Origin of the sequence: Streptomyces sp. NPDC058773 (assembly GCF_042746015.1) — a bacterium.
Taxonomy (GTDB): Bacteria; Actinomycetota; Actinomycetes; order Streptomycetales; family Streptomycetaceae; genus Streptomyces.
Genome location: NZ_JBHYPE010000025.1, coordinates 41111 through 57518, shown reverse-complemented (window position 1 = coordinate 57518; position 16408 = coordinate 41111). Strand labels below are relative to the sequence as shown.

The window sequence follows — 16408 nt, the reverse complement described above, 5'->3', positions numbered from 1 at the left end:
GGCACCGCCCCGCCCGGAGGCGCGGGAGACGGGCGCGGCGGCCGGCCGGGGCCCGGCTGTCACGGCGCCCGGCCGCCGCCCGCGCGGGCAAATGGTTCGCCAGTCGTTCAGAGGAGGTGAGATCCTGGGGGACGTATGTCCAGTCAGCCTGCCTCCGCCATGCCCGACGGCTCTGCTCCCGCGCTGCCCGGCACCGCCGCTCCCGGCCTCTCCGACCTGCTGGAACGTCTCCCCGAGCTGATGCTGCGCGATCAGCAGCGGCTGGGGCGCCGGCTCGACGGCGCGCGCCGCATCCGTAAGCCCGAGGCCCGCGCCGCGGTGCTCTCGGAGATCGCCGGTGGTATCGACGAGGCGGAGCTGCGGGTCGAGCAGCGGCGCGCCGCGGTGCCCGAGATCACGTATCCGGAAGAGCTGCCGGTCAGCCAGAAGAAGGACGAGATCCTCGCCGCGATCCGCGACCACCAGGTCGTGATCGTCGCCGGTGAGACCGGCTCCGGCAAGACGACGCAGATCCCCAAGATCTGCCTGGAGCTCGGCCGCGGCGTCCGGGGCCTGATCGGGCACACCCAGCCGCGCCGGATCGCGGCCCGTACCGTCGCCGAGCGGGTGGCCGAGGAGCTGAAGACCCCGCTGGGCGAGGCGGTCGGCTGGAAGGTCCGCTTCACGGACCAGGTCGGCGGGGACACCCTCGTCAAGCTGATGACGGACGGCATCCTGCTCGCCGAGATCCAGACGGACCGGGAGCTGCGCCAGTACGACACGATCATCATCGACGAGGCGCACGAGCGCAGCCTCAACATCGACTTCATCCTCGGCTATCTGGCCCAGCTGCTGCCCCGGCGCCCGGACCTCAAGATCGTCATCACCTCGGCGACCATCGACCCGGAGCGGTTCGCCCGGCACTTCGGCAGCTTCGCGTCCGTAGGGGCGGCGCCCGACCGCGCCGGCTCCCCGGACGCCGCAGACGGCTCCGGGAGCGACGGGGAGACGAAGCCGACCGCGCCGGTCGTCGAGGTCTCCGGCCGGACGTACCCGGTGGAGGTGCGCTACCGCCCACTGCTGGAGGAGGGCGGCCAGGACGCGGACCGCGACCAGATCACCGCGATCTGCGACGCCGTGGACGAGCTGCGGTCCGCCGGGCCCGGCGACATCCTGGTCTTCCTCTCCGGCGAACGGGAGATCCGCGACACCGCGGACGCGCTCAACAAGAAGAACCTCCCGGCCACCGAGGTCCTCCCGCTGTACGCCCGGCTGTCGCACGCCGAGCAGCACCGCGTCTTCCAGCGGCACACGGGCCGGCGGATCGTGCTGGCCACGAACGTCGCCGAGACCTCGCTGACCGTCCCGGGCATCAAGTACGTCATCGACCCGGGCATGGCCCGGATCTCCCGCTACAGCTACCGCACCAAGGTCCAGCGGCTGCCCATCGAGCCGGTCTCGCAGGCCAGCGCCAATCAGCGCAAGGGCCGCTGCGGCCGTACCAGCGACGGCATCTGCATCCGCCTCTATTCAGAGGACGACTTCCTCTCCCGTCCGGAGTTCACCGACGCGGAGATCCTGCGGACGAACCTCGCCTCCGTCATCCTGCAGATGACCGCGGCCGGCCTCGGCGACATCGAGAAGTTTCCCTTCATCGACCCGCCGGACCGCCGCAACATCAAGGACGGCGTCGATCTGCTCAGCGAGCTCGGGGCGCTGGACACCAAGCAGAAGGACCCCAAGAAGCGGCTGACCCCGATGGGCCGCAAGCTGTCCCAGCTGCCGGTCGACCCGCGGCTGGCGCGGATGGTGCTGGAGGCCGACCGCAACGGCTGTGTCCGCGAGGTCATGGTCATCGCGGCGGCGCTGTCCATCCAGGACCCGCGCGAGCGGCCCGCGGACAAGCAGCAGCAGGCCGATCAGCAGCACGCCCGCTTCAAGGACGAGACCTCCGACTTCCTCGCCTTCCTCAACCTCTGGCGTCATATCCGCGAGCAGCAGAAGGAACTGTCCTCCTCGGCCTTCCGCCGGATGTGCCGGAGCGAGTTCCTGAACTACCTCCGGATACGCGAGTGGCAGGACATCTACTCCCAACTGCGGTCGGTCGCCAAGACGATGGGCATCCACCTCAGCGAGGAGGACGCGGCGCCGGACCACATCCACACCTCCCTGCTTTCTGGTTTGCTTTCGCACATCGGCATCAAGGACACCGACGCCAAGAACGAGTATCTGGGCGCCCGCAGCGCCAAGTTCGCGGTCTTCCCCGGCTCCGCGCTCTTCAAGAAGCCGCCGCGCTGGGTGATGTCCGCCGAGCTGGTCGAGACGTCCCGCCTGTGGGCGCGGGTGAACGCCCGGATCGAACCGGAGTGGATCGAGCCGCTCGCCCAGCACCTGGTCAAACGCACGTACAGCGAGCCGCACTGGGAACAGAGGATGGCCGCGGTGATGGCGTACGAGCGGGTGACGCTCTACGGCGTGCCGATCGTCGCCCAACGCAAGATCGCCTACGGCCGGATCGACCCGGAGACCTCGCGGGACCTGTTCATCCGCAACGCCCTGGTCGAGGGCGACTGGCGCACCCACCACCAGTTCTTCCATGACAACCGCAAACTCCTCGGCGAGGTCGAGGAGTTGGAGCACCGCGCCCGGCGCCGCGACATCCTCGTGGACGACGAGACGCTCTTCGACTTCTACGACCGGCGCATCCCCGCGGACGTGGTCTCCGGGGCGCATTTCGACGCCTGGTGGAAGAAGCGGCACCGCGAAGAGCCGGAGCTGCTGAACTTCGAGCACTCGATGCTCATCAACGAGTCCGCCGAGGCCGTCACCAAGGACGACTACCCGGATTCCTGGCGGCAGGGAAAGCTGAAGTTCAAGGTCACCTACCAGTTCGAGCCGGGCGCCGACGCGGACGGCGTGACCGTCCACATCCCCCTCCAGGTCCTCAACCAGGTCTCCTCCGAGGGCTTCGACTGGCAGATCCCGGGCCTGCGCGAGCAGCTGGTGACGGAGCTGATCCGGTCCCTGCCCAAGCCGATCCGGCGCAACTACGTCCCGGCCCCGAATTTCGCGGCCCGCTTCCTGGACTCCACGGTCCCCCTCCAGGGCACCCTGACGACGTCTCTGGCGGCCGGTCTGCAGCGGATGGTGGGCGTCCCCGTCGAGGCCGCGGACTTCGACGCGTCCAAGGTCCCCGACCACCTCAAGATCACCTTCCGGGTGGTCGACGAGCGGCGGCGCAAGCTCGCCGAGGCCAAAGACCTGGAGGCGCTGCGGCTGAAGCTCAAGCCGAAGACCCGGGCGGCCATCTCCAAGGCCTTCGAGCAGGCCGCCGAACGGCCCGGCCGGGACCGCAAGGGCGGCGCGGGCGACGGCGCGACGGCCGGCCCCGAGCAGCGGACCGGGCTGACGTCCTGGACGATCGGCACGCTTCCGCGCACCTTCGAGACCCGGCGGGCGGGCCAGCCGCTGAAGGCCTATCCGGCGCTGGTCGACGAGGGCAGCAGCGTCGCGGTACGCCTCTTCGACACCGAGGCCGAGCAGCTCACCGCGATGTGGGCGGGCACCCGCCGGCTCATCCTGCTGAACATTCCGTCCAACCCTGCCAAGTTCGCCCAGGGCAAGCTGAGCAACCAGCAGAAGCTCGCGCTGTCCCGCAATCCGCACGGCTCCATCCCGGCGCTCTTCGAGGACTGCGTCACCGCCGCGGCGGACCGTCTGATCGCGGCCCGGGGCGGCCCGGCGTGGGACGAGGAGTCCTTCCGCAAGCTGTTCGACGCGGTCCGGGCGGACCTGGTGGACGTCACCCTGAGGACCATCCAGCAGGTCCAGGAGGTGCTGGCCGCCTGGCAGGCGTGCGAGCGCCGGCTGAAGGAGACGACGTTCCCCTCCCTGCTGCCGTCCCTGGCGGACGTCAAGGAGCAGCTTGCGGCGCTGATGAAGCCGGGCTTCGTGACGGCGCACGGCGCCAAGCGGCTGCCGGACCTGATGCGCTATCTGGTCGCCGCCGACCGCCGGCTGCAGCAGCTGCCCACCCACGCCGAGCGGGACCGCACCCGTATGGCGAAGGTGAAGGAGATGCAGGACGAATACGCCTGGCTGCTGGAGCAGTTCCCGCAGGGCCGCCCGGTGCCGCCCGCGGCCCTGGAGATCCGCTGGATGATCGAGGAGCTCCGGGTGAGCTACTTCGCCCATGCGCTGGGGACCGCGTACCCGGTCTCCGACAAGCGCATCGTGAAGGCGGTGGACGCCGCCGCGCCGTAGGAACCCGGCCTGCCGGTAGCGAGTTCGACCGCACCCCCTGACCTGCTGTACAGTCTTGCTCGCAGCCCGCCGCAAGCGGAAAGCGAAACGCAAGGTCCTGTGGAGCAGTTTGGAGTGCTCGCCACCCTGTCAAGGTGGAGGCCGCGGGTTCAAATCCCGTCAGGACCGCATCTCCACGGCCCGCATCCCTCTCGGATGCGGGCCGTTCTGCTGCCTGGACCGGGCCGCGCCCCGTGCGCGGCCACCACCGGCCACCCGACACCCCGTCAGCTCACGCTCCACGGCCACGGTCGGCCACCACCCCGGGCCGCAGCGCCGAAACGGGCCCCGTCGGCCCTCCCCCGCGCCCCGCCACCCAGCAGTCGCACCGCCGTCCGTTTTCGGCCCCGTCGACTGCGGACCGTAGCCGGATTGCCGCCCACTGTATTGACGGGGGCACGTACCGCCGGTACTCACTGAGGAAAGCGTGGGGGCCGGGGAGGTATGCGCAATGACGACTGCGGTACGGCACGAGACCAGGGCACTGCTGCGGGCCCATCTGTCCGCCGCCGCGGGCTATCGCCATGTGATGCGGCACTGCCCCGTCTGCCATCAGCTGCAACGGCTCGCCATGGAGCCGCACACGGGCCGTTCGGGACGTCCGGCGCCCGAATCCGCCACCGCCTCGCCCGCGGCCGTCTGCGAGCCGCCGGCGGACGGGGACGGAAGTCCCGCGAGCCGGTGACCACCAGGCCCCTGCGCCGGCCCTCGCGCGGCGCCGGCCTGTGGGGTGTCGCGGGCGGAGTTCACTATCGCAGCGGAAGTATCGTCTTCAAGCATCGGACCCTGTGACGGGTGTCACCGAACAAGTTTGGCGCGATGCGGAACTTACACCCGCCCTACAACCGGTCAATTTAATATGTGCAATTGCACCACCCCCCAGACGACTTCGGGAAGGGGGCTCGGGGTCTGCGCTGAACGACCCTCACAGGCCCCGTGAAGACCCCCTGGCCGCCGTCCGGAGCGACGTCGGCGCCAGGCCGACCCGACCGCCCTGACGGGCGCTGAAGCGGGCGCACACACAAAAATCGCGCTGGACCCGGCGGAGTCCAGCGCGATCGATGACGTACCCAAGTGGAGCAGGTGAGGGGCCTGTGGGGCAGGCGCCGCGTCATATGAAGCTGTGTGAAGCGGTAGAGCTGTGGCACAAAGCGGGCGCTTTCGGGTTGGGGGCCCCGAAAACGTCCTGGTTATGCGGTTGTTCAGGCCTCGCTGCGCTGCTGCGGAATGCCCGCGAGCAGTGCGCGGACCTCAGCCTCGCGGTAACGCCGGTGTCCTCCGAGCGTGCGGATGGACGTGAGCTTGCCTGCCTTGGCCCAGCGGGTCACCGTCTTCGGGTCCACGCGGAACATCGTGGCGACCTCAGCAGGGGTAAGCAGCGGCTCGGCGTCAGGGGTGCGAGCGGTCATGAGCGGCCTCCTCGGGAGAACCGAACCATCACGGTTCTTTCCTCTAAATTCTGCACCTTGACCCACGTTGCCCGAAATGGCGGACGCGGGCCGAGTCGGTTATAGGACGAACGGCTTGTCCTCGGCACTACAACTACACCATCTGTCCAGCCACGTCGGCCAAACCGATGGAATTGCCCTCTCAGGTGTTCAACCTCGGCGGATGCCGATGGACCGTGCCATAGCGGACAGTCACCCGTCCGTGACGATCAGTCACAGCGTGATCAGCCGCCACGAGACCCCTCAAGGAACGCAATACCGATCTATCCGCCCTTAGTTGGACGGAAGGAGCCCTGGTCGGGCTCCTTGTCCTATTTTGGCACGAGGGTATGGCTTGGGAGCAAGACCCGATGTCAGTGCTTTAGGTCACGCTTGAGGCAATCGCCCGGATCAGGACCTACGTCCTTTACCGGCCGGCCACCGAAAAGCGAAGGGGACGCTTCCGCGCCACGAACCCCCGGCACCACACCACGCCTCAGCTGGAGAACTGACGCTCGCGCACCGCACGCCACCGCTGGGAAAGCTTCTCGTACGCGGCTCCGGCCCGCTCGCCGTCCCCCTCGCGCAGCGCCGCCAGCCCCTCCGCCACCTCGGCGGCGGAACGGTCCTCGGCGAGCTGCCCGTCGGGCACCGCGTGCACCAGCCCTCCGTAATCCAGCTCCACGAGCGAACGCGGATGGAATTCCTCGAGCCAGCGCCCCACATCTACCAGGCCTTCGATCAAGGGCCCCTCTTCCAGGGCGTCCCGCAGCGTGCGCAGGCCACGGGCGACCCGGCGCCGCGCCTGCACCATCGGCGTCCGGTAGCGCAGCACCGGCCCCTGGTCGCTCTTCGTGTACTCCCGCTCGCCGTCGGCGAACAGCACGAACCAGCGGACCGGGACGTGCCAGGCGGCGCCGCGGATCCAGGGCCGGGCGTCCGGGTTGCGCTCCCGCCACTGCTCGTAGTCGGTGGCCGCCTGCCGGCGCACCACCGGGGGCAGCGCCGCGTCCAGCACCGGGGCCGGCAGCAGCTCGTCCAGCGACTCCAGGGCCTGCCAGCCGCGCAGCCGGGTGCGCCAGGGGCAGACGCAGGTGACGTCGTCCACGACGGCGATGAAGGCGTCCGCGCTCTCGTGGACCGGCACGGGAACGGGTGGGGTCGGCAGCAGATCCGCCAGCGCCCGGCGCTGCTCGTCCTGTGCGGTGGGGGTCTTCTCCCGCCTGGCATAGCGTGCCCAGTGGGAGCGTTCCGGCTCCGGGAACGCAGCCAGCGGCTCGTAGACCCGCAGATATGCCATGTACGGGACCTTCACCGACGACGCCAGGGCCACGCCCGCTCCTTCAGAGGGAAGTCCACCGCCGGGAGATCCGGAGGACCCCCGCCGGCCTGCGATACGACCAGATCGTCCCATGCCCGTCCCCCGGGAGAGGGTGATCCTCAGCACCTGGCGGATCAACCGGCCGCGCAGGTCTTACGCTCTTTTCAACCGGCCCTCCCCACCTGTTAGGAGGGCGTCCCTTCGCGACTTATGGGAGTCACCACAGTGACTGACGTACGTCCGGCCTCCGCCGGCACCGACGGCGGCGTTCTGCACACCCTGTTCCGGTCGGAGCAGGGGGGCCATGAGCAGGTCGTTCTCTGCCAGGACCGTGCCAGCGGCCTGAAGGCCGTCATCGCCATCCACAGCACCGCCCTGGGCCCCGCCCTCGGCGGCACCCGCTTCCACGCCTACGCCTCCGAGGAGGAGGCCGTGCTGGACGCCCTGAACCTGGCGCGCGGCATGTCCTACAAGAACGCCCTCGCCGGACTCGATCACGGCGGCGGCAAGGCCGTGATCATTGGTGACCCCGATCTGATCAAGACCGAGGAACTCCTGCTCGCCTACGGCCGGTTCGTGGCCTCCCTCGGGGGCCGCTATGTCACCGCGTGCGACGTCGGTACGTACGTCGCCGACATGGACGTCGTCGCCCGTACGAACAAGTGGACCACCGGCCGCTCCCCCGACAACGGCGGCGCCGGCGACTCCTCCGTGCTGACCGCCTACGGCGTCTTCCAGGGCATGCGCGCCTCGGCCCAGCACGCCTGGGGCGACCCGACGCTGCGCGGCCGCAAGGTGGGCATCGCGGGCGTCGGCAAGGTCGGCCACCTCCTCGTCGAGCACCTCCTCCAGGACGGCGCCGAGGTCGTGATCACCGATGTCCGGGCCGAGTCGGTGGACCGGGTCCGCGCGAAGTTCCCGCAGGTCACCGCCGTCGCGGACACCGAGGCACTGATCCGCACCGAGGGTCTGGACGTCTATGCGCCGTGTGCGCTGGGCGGTGCGCTGAGCGACGAGTCGCTGCCGGTGCTGACCGCAAAGGTGGTGTGCGGCGCGGCCAACAACCAGCTCGCGCACCCCGGCGTCGAGAAGGATCTCTCCGACCGCGGCATCCTCTACGCCCCCGATTACGTCGTGAACTCCGGCGGTGTCATCCAGGTGGCCGACGAGCTGCACGGCTTCGACTTCGACCGCTGCAAGGCCAAGGCGGCGAAGATCTTCGACACCACCCTGGCGATATTCGCTCGTGCGAAGACCGACGGCATTCCGCCGGCCGCGGCCGCCGACCGCCTGGCCGAGCAGCGGATGGCGGAGGGCCGCCGCGGCTGACCGAGGCCGGAAATGCGGCCTTGTCGGCCGGAAAGCGACCCTTGGGCGGCCCGCCACGGGTGATCAGGGAGACATCCCTCACCACCCGTCGGCGGGTCGCCGTACGGGACAGGTTAAAATCGCAGTTGACCAGCGGGGACGGGGCACCTTGCCGGTCGTGCCGAGCGGCGGGTGATGCGGGCGACGTACCGTATGGCCGCGGAAGCAGGTACCGTTAAAGCCCTACGGGCCGGTCTCTCTGTCGAGAGCCCGCTCTGATCCATGAACGCGTGTCAAGACTCTGGGGCCATCGAGCCCCGTCATTGAGGGGGTCGACCCATGGGGCGCGGCCGGGCCAAGGCCAAGCAGACAAAGGTCGCCCGCCAGCTGAAGTACAGCAGCGGTGGGACGGATCTCTCACGACTGGCCGACGAGCTGGGTGCAACACCGTCGAACCAGCAGCCTCCGAACGGAGAGCCGTTCGAGGATGACGAGGACGACGACCCGTACGCACGGTACGCAGAGCTGTACAACGACGACGAAGAGGACGAGGGCGACTCGTCGGACCAGCGTCGTCGCGCTTGAGTCTCTGCGCTCGCGGCACCCATAACAGCATCACGGACCCGGTCCTGGGCTTGCCCGGACCGGGTTCTGTGCTGCCCGGATCGCTGAGCGGATGACCTCGGGTGCGGCCGTCGCGACGACGGCCGCACGGGCCGCCCATGGCCCGGACCACCGGGCCATGGGATAGGCGCGGTCCGTCAGCTCGCGTAGTCACCGGTCAGGGTCACTGCCTCGGCGTGAGCACCGCGCTCGACGATCTCGCCGGTGACCCAGGCGTCCACCCCGCGGTCGGCGAGCGTGGTCAGCGCGGCCTCCACCGATCCCTGCGGGACCACGGCGATCATGCCGACGCCCATGTTGAGGGTCTTCTCCAGCTCCAGGCGCTCGACCGAGCCGGCCGAACCGACCAGGTCGAAGACCGGGCCCGGCGTCCAGGTGGAGCGGTCGACGGTGGCGTGCAGACCGTCCGGGATGACCCGGGCGAGGTTGTTGGCCAGACCGCCGCCGGTGATGTGCGAGAAGGCGTGCACCTCGGTCGTACGGGTCAGCGCCAGGCAGTCCAGCGAGTAGATCTTGGTGGGCTCCAGGAGCTCCTCGCCGAGCGTGCGGCCGAACTCCGGGATCTCCCGGTCCAGGGCCATCCCCGCCCGGTCGAAGAGCACGTGGCGGACCAGCGAGTACCCGTTCGAGTGAAGGCCGGAGGACGCCATGGCGATCACCGCGTCACCCGTACGGATGCGATCCGCGCCCAGGACCCGGTCCGCCTCGACGACACCCGTGCCGGCACCCGCGACATCGAACTCGTCCGCGCCCAGCAGCCCCGGGTGCTCCGCGGTCTCGCCGCCGACCAGCGCGCAGCCGGCCAGCACACAGCCCTCGGCGATGCCCTTGACGATCGCGGCGACCCGCTCCGGGTAGACCTTGCCGACGCAGATGTAGTCGGTCATGAACAGCGGTTCGGCGCCGCAGACGACCAGGTCGTCGACGACCATGCCGACGAGGTCGTGGCCGATGCTGTCGTAGACGCCCATCTTGCGGGCGATGTCGACCTTCGTGCCGACGCCGTCGGTGGCGGAGGCCAGCAGCGGCCGCTCGTACCGCTTCAGCGCCGAGGCGTCGAAGAGGCCGGCGAAGCCGCCGAGCCCGCCGACGACCTCGGGGCGGGTGGCCTTCTTCACCCACTCCTTCATCAGGTCCACGGCGCGGTCGCCGGCTTCGATGTCGACGCCCGCGCTCGCGTAGCTGGCACCGGTGCCCGCGTGCGGAGCACGCTCAGATGATTCAGCGGACATGCTGAGAACTTTCGTGTCGGGTGGATACGAGCTCTACGGGCGACGCAGCGCGTCGGCGCCGCCGACCCCGGCCGTGAGCGTCTGGACGCCGTCCACGTCGGACTTCGCCGCCGCCGCGGTGTCCGACTCCAGGAGGTGCTTGCCCAGCAGCTCCGGGTCGGGCAGCTCCATCGGGTACTCGCCGTCGAAACAGGCGCGGCAGAGGTTCGGCTTGGCGATGGTGGTCGCCTCGATCATGCCGTCGATGGAGATGTACGCGAGCGAATCGGCGCCCAGCGACTTCCCGATCTCCTCCACGCTCAGCCCGTTGGCGATCAGCTCCGCGCGGGTGGCGAAGTCGATGCCGAAGAAGCACGGCCACTTGATCGGCGGGGACGAGATCCGGATGTGGACCTCGGCGGCGCCGGCCTCGCGCAGCATCCGGACCAGGGCGCGCTGGGTGTTGCCGCGGACGATCGAGTCGTCGACGACCACCAGGCGCTTGCCGCGGATGACTTCCTTGAGCGGGTTGAGCTTGAGGCGGATACCGAGCTGGCGGATGGTCTGCGAGGGCTGGATGAAGGTCCGGCCGACGTAGGAGTTCTTAACCAGGCCCGAGCCGTAGGGGATGCCGCTGGCCTCGGCGTACCCGACGGCGGCCGGGGTGCCGGACTCCGGAGTCGCTATCACCAGGTCGGCGTCGGCGGGTGCCTCGGCGGCGAGCTTGCGGCCCATCTCCACCCGGGAGAGGTACACGTTGCGGCCGGCGATGTCGGTGTCCGGGCGGGCCAGGTAGACGTACTCGAAGACACAGCCCTTGGGGCGGGCCTCGGCGAAGCGGCTGCTGCGCAGACCGTCCTCGTCGATGGCGACCATCTCACCGGGCTCGATCTCCCGGATGAAGCTGGCGCCGCAGATGTCGAGGGCGGCGGTCTCGGAGGCCACCACCCAGCCGCGCTCCAGGCGGCCGAGGACCAGCGGGCGGATGCCCTGCGGGTCGCGGGCGGCGTAGAGCGTGTGCTCGTCCATGAAGCAGAGCGAGAAGGCGCCCTTGACCTTCGGCAGGACGCGCGGGGCGGCCTCCTCGACGGTCAGCGGCTTGCCCTCCTCGTCGACCTGGCCGGCCAGCAGGGCGGTCACCAGGTCGGTGTCGTTGGTGGCCGCGACCTGGGTCGCGCGGCCGCCCTCGCGGGGCAGCGCGGTGACCAGATCGGCCAGCTCGGCGGTGTTGACCAGGTTGCCGTTGTGGCCGAGCGCGATCGAGCCGTGCGCGGTCGCACGGAAGGTCGGCTGGGCGTTCTCCCACACCGAGGCACCGGTGGTGGAGTAGCGGGCATGGCCCACGGCGATGTGGCCCTGGAGGGAGCCGAGGGAGGTCTCGTCGAAGACCTGGGAGACCAGGCCCATGTCCTTGAAGACGAGGATCTGGGAGCCGTTGCTCACCGCGATGCCCGCGGACTCCTGTCCACGGTGCTGCAGCGCATACAGCCCGAAATAGGTGAGTTTGGCGACCTCTTCACCCGGAGCCCAGACACCGAAGACGCCGCAAGCGTCCTGGGGGCCCTTCTCGCCGGGGAGCAGGTCGTGGTTGAGTCGTCCGTCACCACGTGGCACGGCACCGAGTCTAGGGCAGGTCGCGCATTCATCCGAACCGGGGATGCACCCGCAACTGGAGAAGTGCATGAATGCGGGGCGGTGGACAGCTGACGTGGTCACGGCAGCTGAGGCGGCGGCCGACGGGCCGGGACGCCGCTTCCGCGGGGCCGGGTGCCGCGCCCGGCGCCGCGCTGAACTGGGTTTTCTTCACCGCCGAGCGGACTGCAGCACTCCGCTTCCCACTCCCCCGCGCGCACCCGTTCCACGGCCAGGGCGTCGCTTTCCGCCGGTTCGCCGCCGCGGCGCCGTCCCGTCCGTGTGAGATACGCGACGCGGCCGTCCGGCGCCGGAAGCGACCCGGCCGGGCCCGGCGCGGGTCAGCTCATGACGGGCAGATATCCGGCGATATCGGCCCGCTCGCCACTGGCGCTGACCCGTGCCGCGGCCACCGCCTCGGCCCAGGTCGTACGGCCCGTGGCCAGCCGTATCCAGGTAAGCGGGTCGGTTTCGACGACATTCGGCGGGGTGCCGCGGGTGTGCCGGGGGCCCTCGACGCACTGCACCACGGCGAACGGCGGGACCCGCACCTCGACGGAGCCGCCGGGCGCGCGGGCCGCCAGCGCATCGGCCAGCAGCCGGGTCGTGGTGGCCAGGGCCTGGCGGTCGAACGGGATCTCCCGGCCGGTCGCCGCCGCCAGGTCGTCGCCGTGCACGACGAGTTCGAGACAGCGGGTGACCAGGAAGTCGGACAGCCGCAGCGCACCGGGGACGGCGGCCACCACCCGGTCGTCGCGCTCGGCGCCGACGCGCTCGGCGAACTCCGCCGCGGTGCGCTCCAGCAGCTCGACGGGGTCATGGGCGGCGGCCAGGGCGCGGGTGCGCTCGTCGACGGAGGCCGCGAGCGGCGCGGACGCGGACGGCCACTCCAGCAGGGTGGCCTCCGGCTGCGGTGGGGCCGGCTGCGCCATGCCCCGCGCCACCGCGCCCAGCGCCATGGACAGATGCGCCACCAGCTCGCGCACCGTCCAGTCGCCGAGCCGGGTCGGCAGCGCGAACTGCTCGGGCGTGAGGCCGCGTACGGCGTCCCGGACATGGCCGAGCTGGACCGTGACGGCTGCGCGGGTCTTCTTCGGGTCGTACTGGCGGGGGCGCGGCTTCCGGGCGACGGGAGGCATGGTGATCAGACTAGGCGGGGCCACTGACAACGTCCCCGGAATGCGGCAACGGCCCGCCCCCTGACCGGGGACGGGCCGTCGGAACCGTCGTACGGGCGGAGTGCACCGCCCGGCCGGACTCAGGCGATCAGGCCCGGGATGGTCGCCTCGTGCGCCGCCTTGAGCTCGCTCAGCGGCAGGCTGAACTGGCCCTGGATGTCGATCGCGTCGCCGTCGACCACACCGATCCGGGTGGCCGGCAGCCCCCGCGCACCGCACATGTCGGTGAAGCGGAGCTCCTCGCTGCGCGGGACGGCGACGACCGCGCGGCCCGCCGACTCGGAGAACAGCAGGACGAAGGGGTCCAGCCCGTCGGGCACGACGAGGCGGGCGCCCTTGCCGCCGCGCAGGCAGGACTCCACCAGCGCCTGGATCAGACCGCCGTCGGAGAGGTCGTGCGCGGCGTCGATCATGCCGTCGCGGGACGCCGAGATCAGCACCTCCGCCAGCAGCCGCTCGCGCTCCAGGTCCACCGCGGGCGGCAGACCGCCGAGGTGGTCGTGCACGACCTGCGACCACGCCGAACCGCCGAGTTCCTCGCGGGTCTCGCCCAGGAGGTAGACCAGCTGGCCCTCCTCCGCGAAGGCGATCGGCGTACGCCGGTTCACGTCGTCGATGACACCGAGCACCGCGACGACCGGGGTCGGGTGGATCGCCACCTCGCCGGTCTGGTTGTACAGCGAGACATTGCCGCCGGTGACGGGCGTGCCCAGGGTCTGGCAGGCATCCGCGAGACCACGCGTGGCCTCGGCGAACTGCCACATCACGGCCGGGTCCTCGGGCGAACCGAAGTTCAGGCAGTCGGAGACCGCCAGCGGCTTGGCACCGGACGCGGCGACATTGCGGTACGCCTCGGCCAGCGCCAGCTGCGCGCCCGTGTAGGGGTCGAGCTTGGCGTAGCGCCCGTTGCCGTCCGTGGCGAGCGCGACACCGAGGTCGGTGTCCTCGTCGATGCGGACCATGCCGGAGTCCTCCGGCTGCGCGAGGACGGTGTTGCCCTGCACGAACCGGTCGTACTGGTCGGTGATCCACGCCTTGGAGGCCTGGTTGGGCGACGCCACCAGCTGGAGCACCTGGGCCCGCAGTTCCTCCGCGGTCGCCGGGCGCGGCAGCTTGGCCGCGTCGTCGGCCTGGAGGGCGTCCTGCCAGTCGGGGCGCGCGTAGGGGCGCTGGTAGACCGGGCCCTCATGGGCGACGGTGCGCGGCGGCACGTCCACGATCTGCTCGCCGTGCCAGAAGATCTCCAGCTGGGAGCCGTCCGTCACCTCACCGATGACGGTCGCGATGACATCCCACTTCTCGCAGATCTCCAGGAAGCGGTCGACCTTCCCGGGTTCGACGATCGCGCACATCCGCTCCTGGGACTCGCTCATGAGGATTTCCTCGGGCGAGAGGGAGGAGTCGCGCAGCGGCACCGTGTCCAGCTCGACGCGCATACCGCCGGAGCCGGCCGAGGCCAGCTCGCTGGTGGCACAGGACAGCCCGGCGCCGCCGAGGTCCTGGATACCGGCGACCAGGTCCGCCTTGAAGATCTCCAGGGTGCACTCGATGAGCAGCTTCTCCTGGAAGGGGTCTCCGACCTGGACGGCGGGGCGCTTGGCCGGCTTGGAGTCGTCGAAGGTCTCCGAGGCCAGCACGGAGACGCCGCCGATGCCGTCGCCGCCGGTGCGGGCGCCGTAGAGGATGACCTTGTTGCCGGCGCCGGACGCCTTGGCGAGGTGGATGTCCTCGTGCTTCATGACGCCGATGCAGCCGGCGTTGACCAGCGGGTTGCCCTGGTAGCAGGCGTCGAAGACGACCTCGCCGCCGATGTTGGGCAGGCCCAGGCAGTTGCCGTAACCGCCGATTCCGGCGACCACGCCCGGCAGCACACGCTTGGTGTCGGGGTGGTCGGCGGCGCCGAACCGCAGCGGGTCGACGACGGCGACCGGGCGGGCGCCCATGGCCAGGATGTCGCGGACGATCCCGCCGACGCCGGTGGCCGCGCCCTGGTAGGGCTCGATGTACGAGGGGTGGTTGTGGGACTCCACCTTGAAAGTGACGGCGTAGCCCTGGCCGACGTCGACGACACCGGCGTTCTCGCCGATGCCGACGAGCAGTGCGTCGTTCTCGGGGGCCTTCTCACCGAACTGCTTCAGATGGACCTTGCTGCTCTTGTAGGAGCAGTGCTCGGACCACATGACCGAGTACATGGCGAGTTCGGCGCCGGTGGGACGGCGGCCGAGAATCTCCCGGATGCGCTGGTACTCGTCCTGCTTCAGGCCGAGTTCGGCCCACGGCTGGTCGGTGTCCGGCGTCTCGGCCGCGTGCTTGACGGTGTCCAGAGTCATGCGTTGACCAGCTTCTTCAGGATCGAGGTGAAGAATCCGAGGCCGTCGGTACGCCCCGTACCGATCAGCGGCTCCACGGCGTGCTCGGGGTGCGGCATGAGGCCGACGACATTGCCCGCCTCATTGGTGATGCCGGCGATATCGCGGAGCGAGCCGTTGGGGTTGCCGTCCAGGTAGCGGAAGGCGACCCGGCCCTCGGCCTCCAGCATGTCCAGCGTGCGCTCGTCGGCGACGTACCGGCCGTCGATGTTCTTCAGCGGAACGCTGATCTCCTGGCCGGACTCGTAGTCCACGGTCCAGGAAGTCTCCGCGTTCTCCACCCGCAGCTTCTGGTCGCGGCAGATGAAGTGCAGATGGTTGTTGCGCAGCATCGCGCCGGGCAGCAGGTGGCTCTCGGTGAGCACCTGGAAGCCATTGCAGATACCCAGGACGGGCATACCGGCCTTGGCCTGCTCGATAACGGTCTCCATCACCGGCGAGAAACGGGAGATGGCCCCGGCCCGCAGATAGTCGCCGTACGAGAAGCCGCCGGGCAGCACCACGGCGTCGACCTGCTTGAGGTCCTTGTCGCGGTGCCACAGCGGCACCGCTTCGGCGCCGGCCACCCGGACCGCGCGCTGGGTGTCCCGGTCGTCGAGCGTGCCGGGGAAGGTAATGACTCCGATCCGCGAGGTCATGAGTCGACCCGCACGGTGAAGTCTTCGATGACGGTGTTGGCGAGGAAGGTCTCGGCCATCTCATGGATGCGAGCGAGGGCGGCGTCGTCGACCGGACCCTCCACCTCAAGTTCGAAACGCTTGCCCTGACGGACGTCGGCGATCCCCTCGAAGCCCAGGCGTGGCAGTGCGCGCTGCACCGCCTGCCCCTGCGGGTCGAGGATCTCCGGCTTGAGCATGACGTCGACTACGACGCGTGCCACTGGCACTCCCGGTGGTGTGGTGCGTAAGGCGGTGTCCTCACAGTACCGTGTTCGAAAATCTACGCGCATAGATATACAGTGCCCCGGATCACGGTCCGGTATCGGCAGGAGTGCACCGCAGGAAAAATCCTCGAAAAGATCCGGGGTCCGGATTGCGGGAAGACACGCTGACGAAAT

General features: G+C 70.0%; 12 protein-coding genes and 1 tRNA gene. 5 read left to right on the top strand and 8 right to left on the bottom strand.

Annotated elements, in window-relative coordinates; translation table 11 throughout:
• The first annotated feature begins 159 nt into the window (after positions 1-159).
• The 3 genes from hrpA (at position 160) to ACFW5B_RS21760 (ending at position 4966) form a co-directional block, all read left to right on the top strand.
• Complete coding sequence (gene hrpA, locus ACFW5B_RS21770) at positions 160-4242, top strand: ATP-dependent RNA helicase HrpA (protein WP_386442035.1); 4083 nt, start codon at positions 160-162, stop codon at positions 4240-4242.
• A gap of 93 nt (positions 4243-4335) precedes the next feature.
• Positions 4336-4410: transfer RNA gene (locus tag ACFW5B_RS21765), tRNA-Asp, on the top strand.
• 322 nt (positions 4411-4732) lie between these two features.
• A complete protein-coding gene (locus tag ACFW5B_RS21760; protein ID WP_386441925.1) occupies positions 4733-4966 on the top strand; it encodes a DUF6274 family protein in 234 nt (77 codons plus the stop codon).
• Between the two features lie 517 nt (positions 4967-5483).
• Here ACFW5B_RS21760 and bldC read toward each other — a convergent pair.
• Positions 5484-5690 (bottom strand): developmental transcriptional regulator BldC, encoded by a 207-nt coding sequence (gene bldC / locus ACFW5B_RS21755; protein ID WP_003949541.1) that lies wholly within the window; start codon positions 5688-5690, stop codon positions 5484-5486.
• Between the two features lie 514 nt (positions 5691-6204).
• Complete coding sequence (locus ACFW5B_RS21750; RefSeq protein ID WP_386441923.1) at positions 6205-7041, bottom strand: hypothetical protein; 837 nt, start codon at positions 7039-7041, stop codon at positions 6205-6207.
• A 198-nt stretch (positions 7042-7239) separates the two neighbouring features.
• Between ACFW5B_RS21750 and ACFW5B_RS21745 the strand changes: the two genes are divergently transcribed.
• Positions 7240-8358, top strand: a complete 1119-nt coding sequence (locus ACFW5B_RS21745) for a Leu/Phe/Val dehydrogenase (protein WP_386441920.1) — start codon at positions 7240-7242, stop codon at positions 8356-8358.
• A gap of 318 nt (positions 8359-8676) precedes the next feature.
• Positions 8677-8922: a DUF3073 domain-containing protein gene (locus ACFW5B_RS21740; protein WP_386441917.1), complete on the top strand. Its 246-nt coding sequence runs from the start codon at positions 8677-8679 to the stop codon at positions 8920-8922.
• A gap of 176 nt (positions 8923-9098) precedes the next feature.
• Here ACFW5B_RS21740 and purM read toward each other — a convergent pair whose 3' ends face one another.
• From purM to purS, 6 genes are all read right to left on the bottom strand, one after another.
• Positions 9099-10193 carry a phosphoribosylformylglycinamidine cyclo-ligase gene (purM, locus tag ACFW5B_RS21735; RefSeq protein WP_386441914.1) on the bottom strand — a complete coding sequence of 365 codons (1095 nt, stop codon included), beginning with the start codon at positions 10191-10193 and terminating at the stop codon, positions 9099-9101.
• A gap of 33 nt (positions 10194-10226) precedes the next feature.
• Complete coding sequence (gene purF, locus ACFW5B_RS21730; protein ID WP_386441911.1) at positions 10227-11786, bottom strand: amidophosphoribosyltransferase; 1560 nt, start codon at positions 11784-11786, stop codon at positions 10227-10229.
• Between the two features lie 359 nt (positions 11787-12145).
• Positions 12146-12943, bottom strand: coding sequence for a sterol carrier family protein (locus ACFW5B_RS21725; RefSeq protein ID WP_386441908.1), 798 nt, complete (start codon positions 12941-12943; stop codon positions 12146-12148).
• Positions 12944-13062: 119 nt separating this feature from the next.
• Positions 13063-15312, bottom strand: coding sequence for a phosphoribosylformylglycinamidine synthase subunit PurL (purL, locus tag ACFW5B_RS21720; protein ID WP_386441905.1), 2250 nt, complete (start codon positions 15310-15312; stop codon positions 13063-13065).
• Entirely contained in the window at positions 15309-15989 is a 681-nt protein-coding gene (purQ, locus tag ACFW5B_RS21715; RefSeq protein WP_386441902.1) for a phosphoribosylformylglycinamidine synthase subunit PurQ, read from the bottom strand. Before purQ ends, purL begins: the two co-directional genes overlap by 4 nt.
• Entirely contained in the window at positions 15986-16231 is a 246-nt protein-coding gene (purS, locus tag ACFW5B_RS21710; RefSeq protein ID WP_006604673.1) for a phosphoribosylformylglycinamidine synthase subunit PurS, read from the bottom strand. Before purS ends, purQ begins: the two co-directional genes overlap by 4 nt.
• Positions 16232-16408 lie beyond the last annotated feature (177 nt).

What these genes read in the sequence shown, in the direction of transcription:
- ACFW5B_RS21725 (WP_386441908.1), bottom strand. Translation starts at nt 12,943, where the DNA reads ATGCCTCCCGTCGCCCGGAAGCCGCGCCCCCGCCAGTACGACCCGAAG.
- bldC (WP_003949541.1), bottom strand. Translation starts at nt 5,690, where the DNA reads ATGACCGCTCGCACCCCTGACGCCGAGCCGCTGCTTACCCCTGCTGAG.
- purL (WP_386441905.1), bottom strand. Translation starts at nt 15,312, where the DNA reads ATGACTCTGGACACCGTCAAGCACGCGGCCGAGACGCCGGACACCGAC.
- ACFW5B_RS21740 (WP_386441917.1), top strand. Translation starts at nt 8,677, where the DNA reads ATGGGGCGCGGCCGGGCCAAGGCCAAGCAGACAAAGGTCGCCCGCCAG.
- ACFW5B_RS21745 (WP_386441920.1), top strand. Translation starts at nt 7,240, where the DNA reads ATGGGAGTCACCACAGTGACTGACGTACGTCCGGCCTCCGCCGGCACC.
- ACFW5B_RS21760 (WP_386441925.1), top strand. Translation starts at nt 4,733, where the DNA reads ATGACGACTGCGGTACGGCACGAGACCAGGGCACTGCTGCGGGCCCAT.
- purQ (WP_386441902.1), bottom strand. Translation starts at nt 15,989, where the DNA reads ATGACCTCGCGGATCGGAGTCATTACCTTCCCCGGCACGCTCGACGAC.
- hrpA (WP_386442035.1), top strand. Translation starts at nt 160, where the DNA reads ATGCCCGACGGCTCTGCTCCCGCGCTGCCCGGCACCGCCGCTCCCGGC.
- purM (WP_386441914.1), bottom strand. Translation starts at nt 10,193, where the DNA reads ATGTCCGCTGAATCATCTGAGCGTGCTCCGCACGCGGGCACCGGTGCC.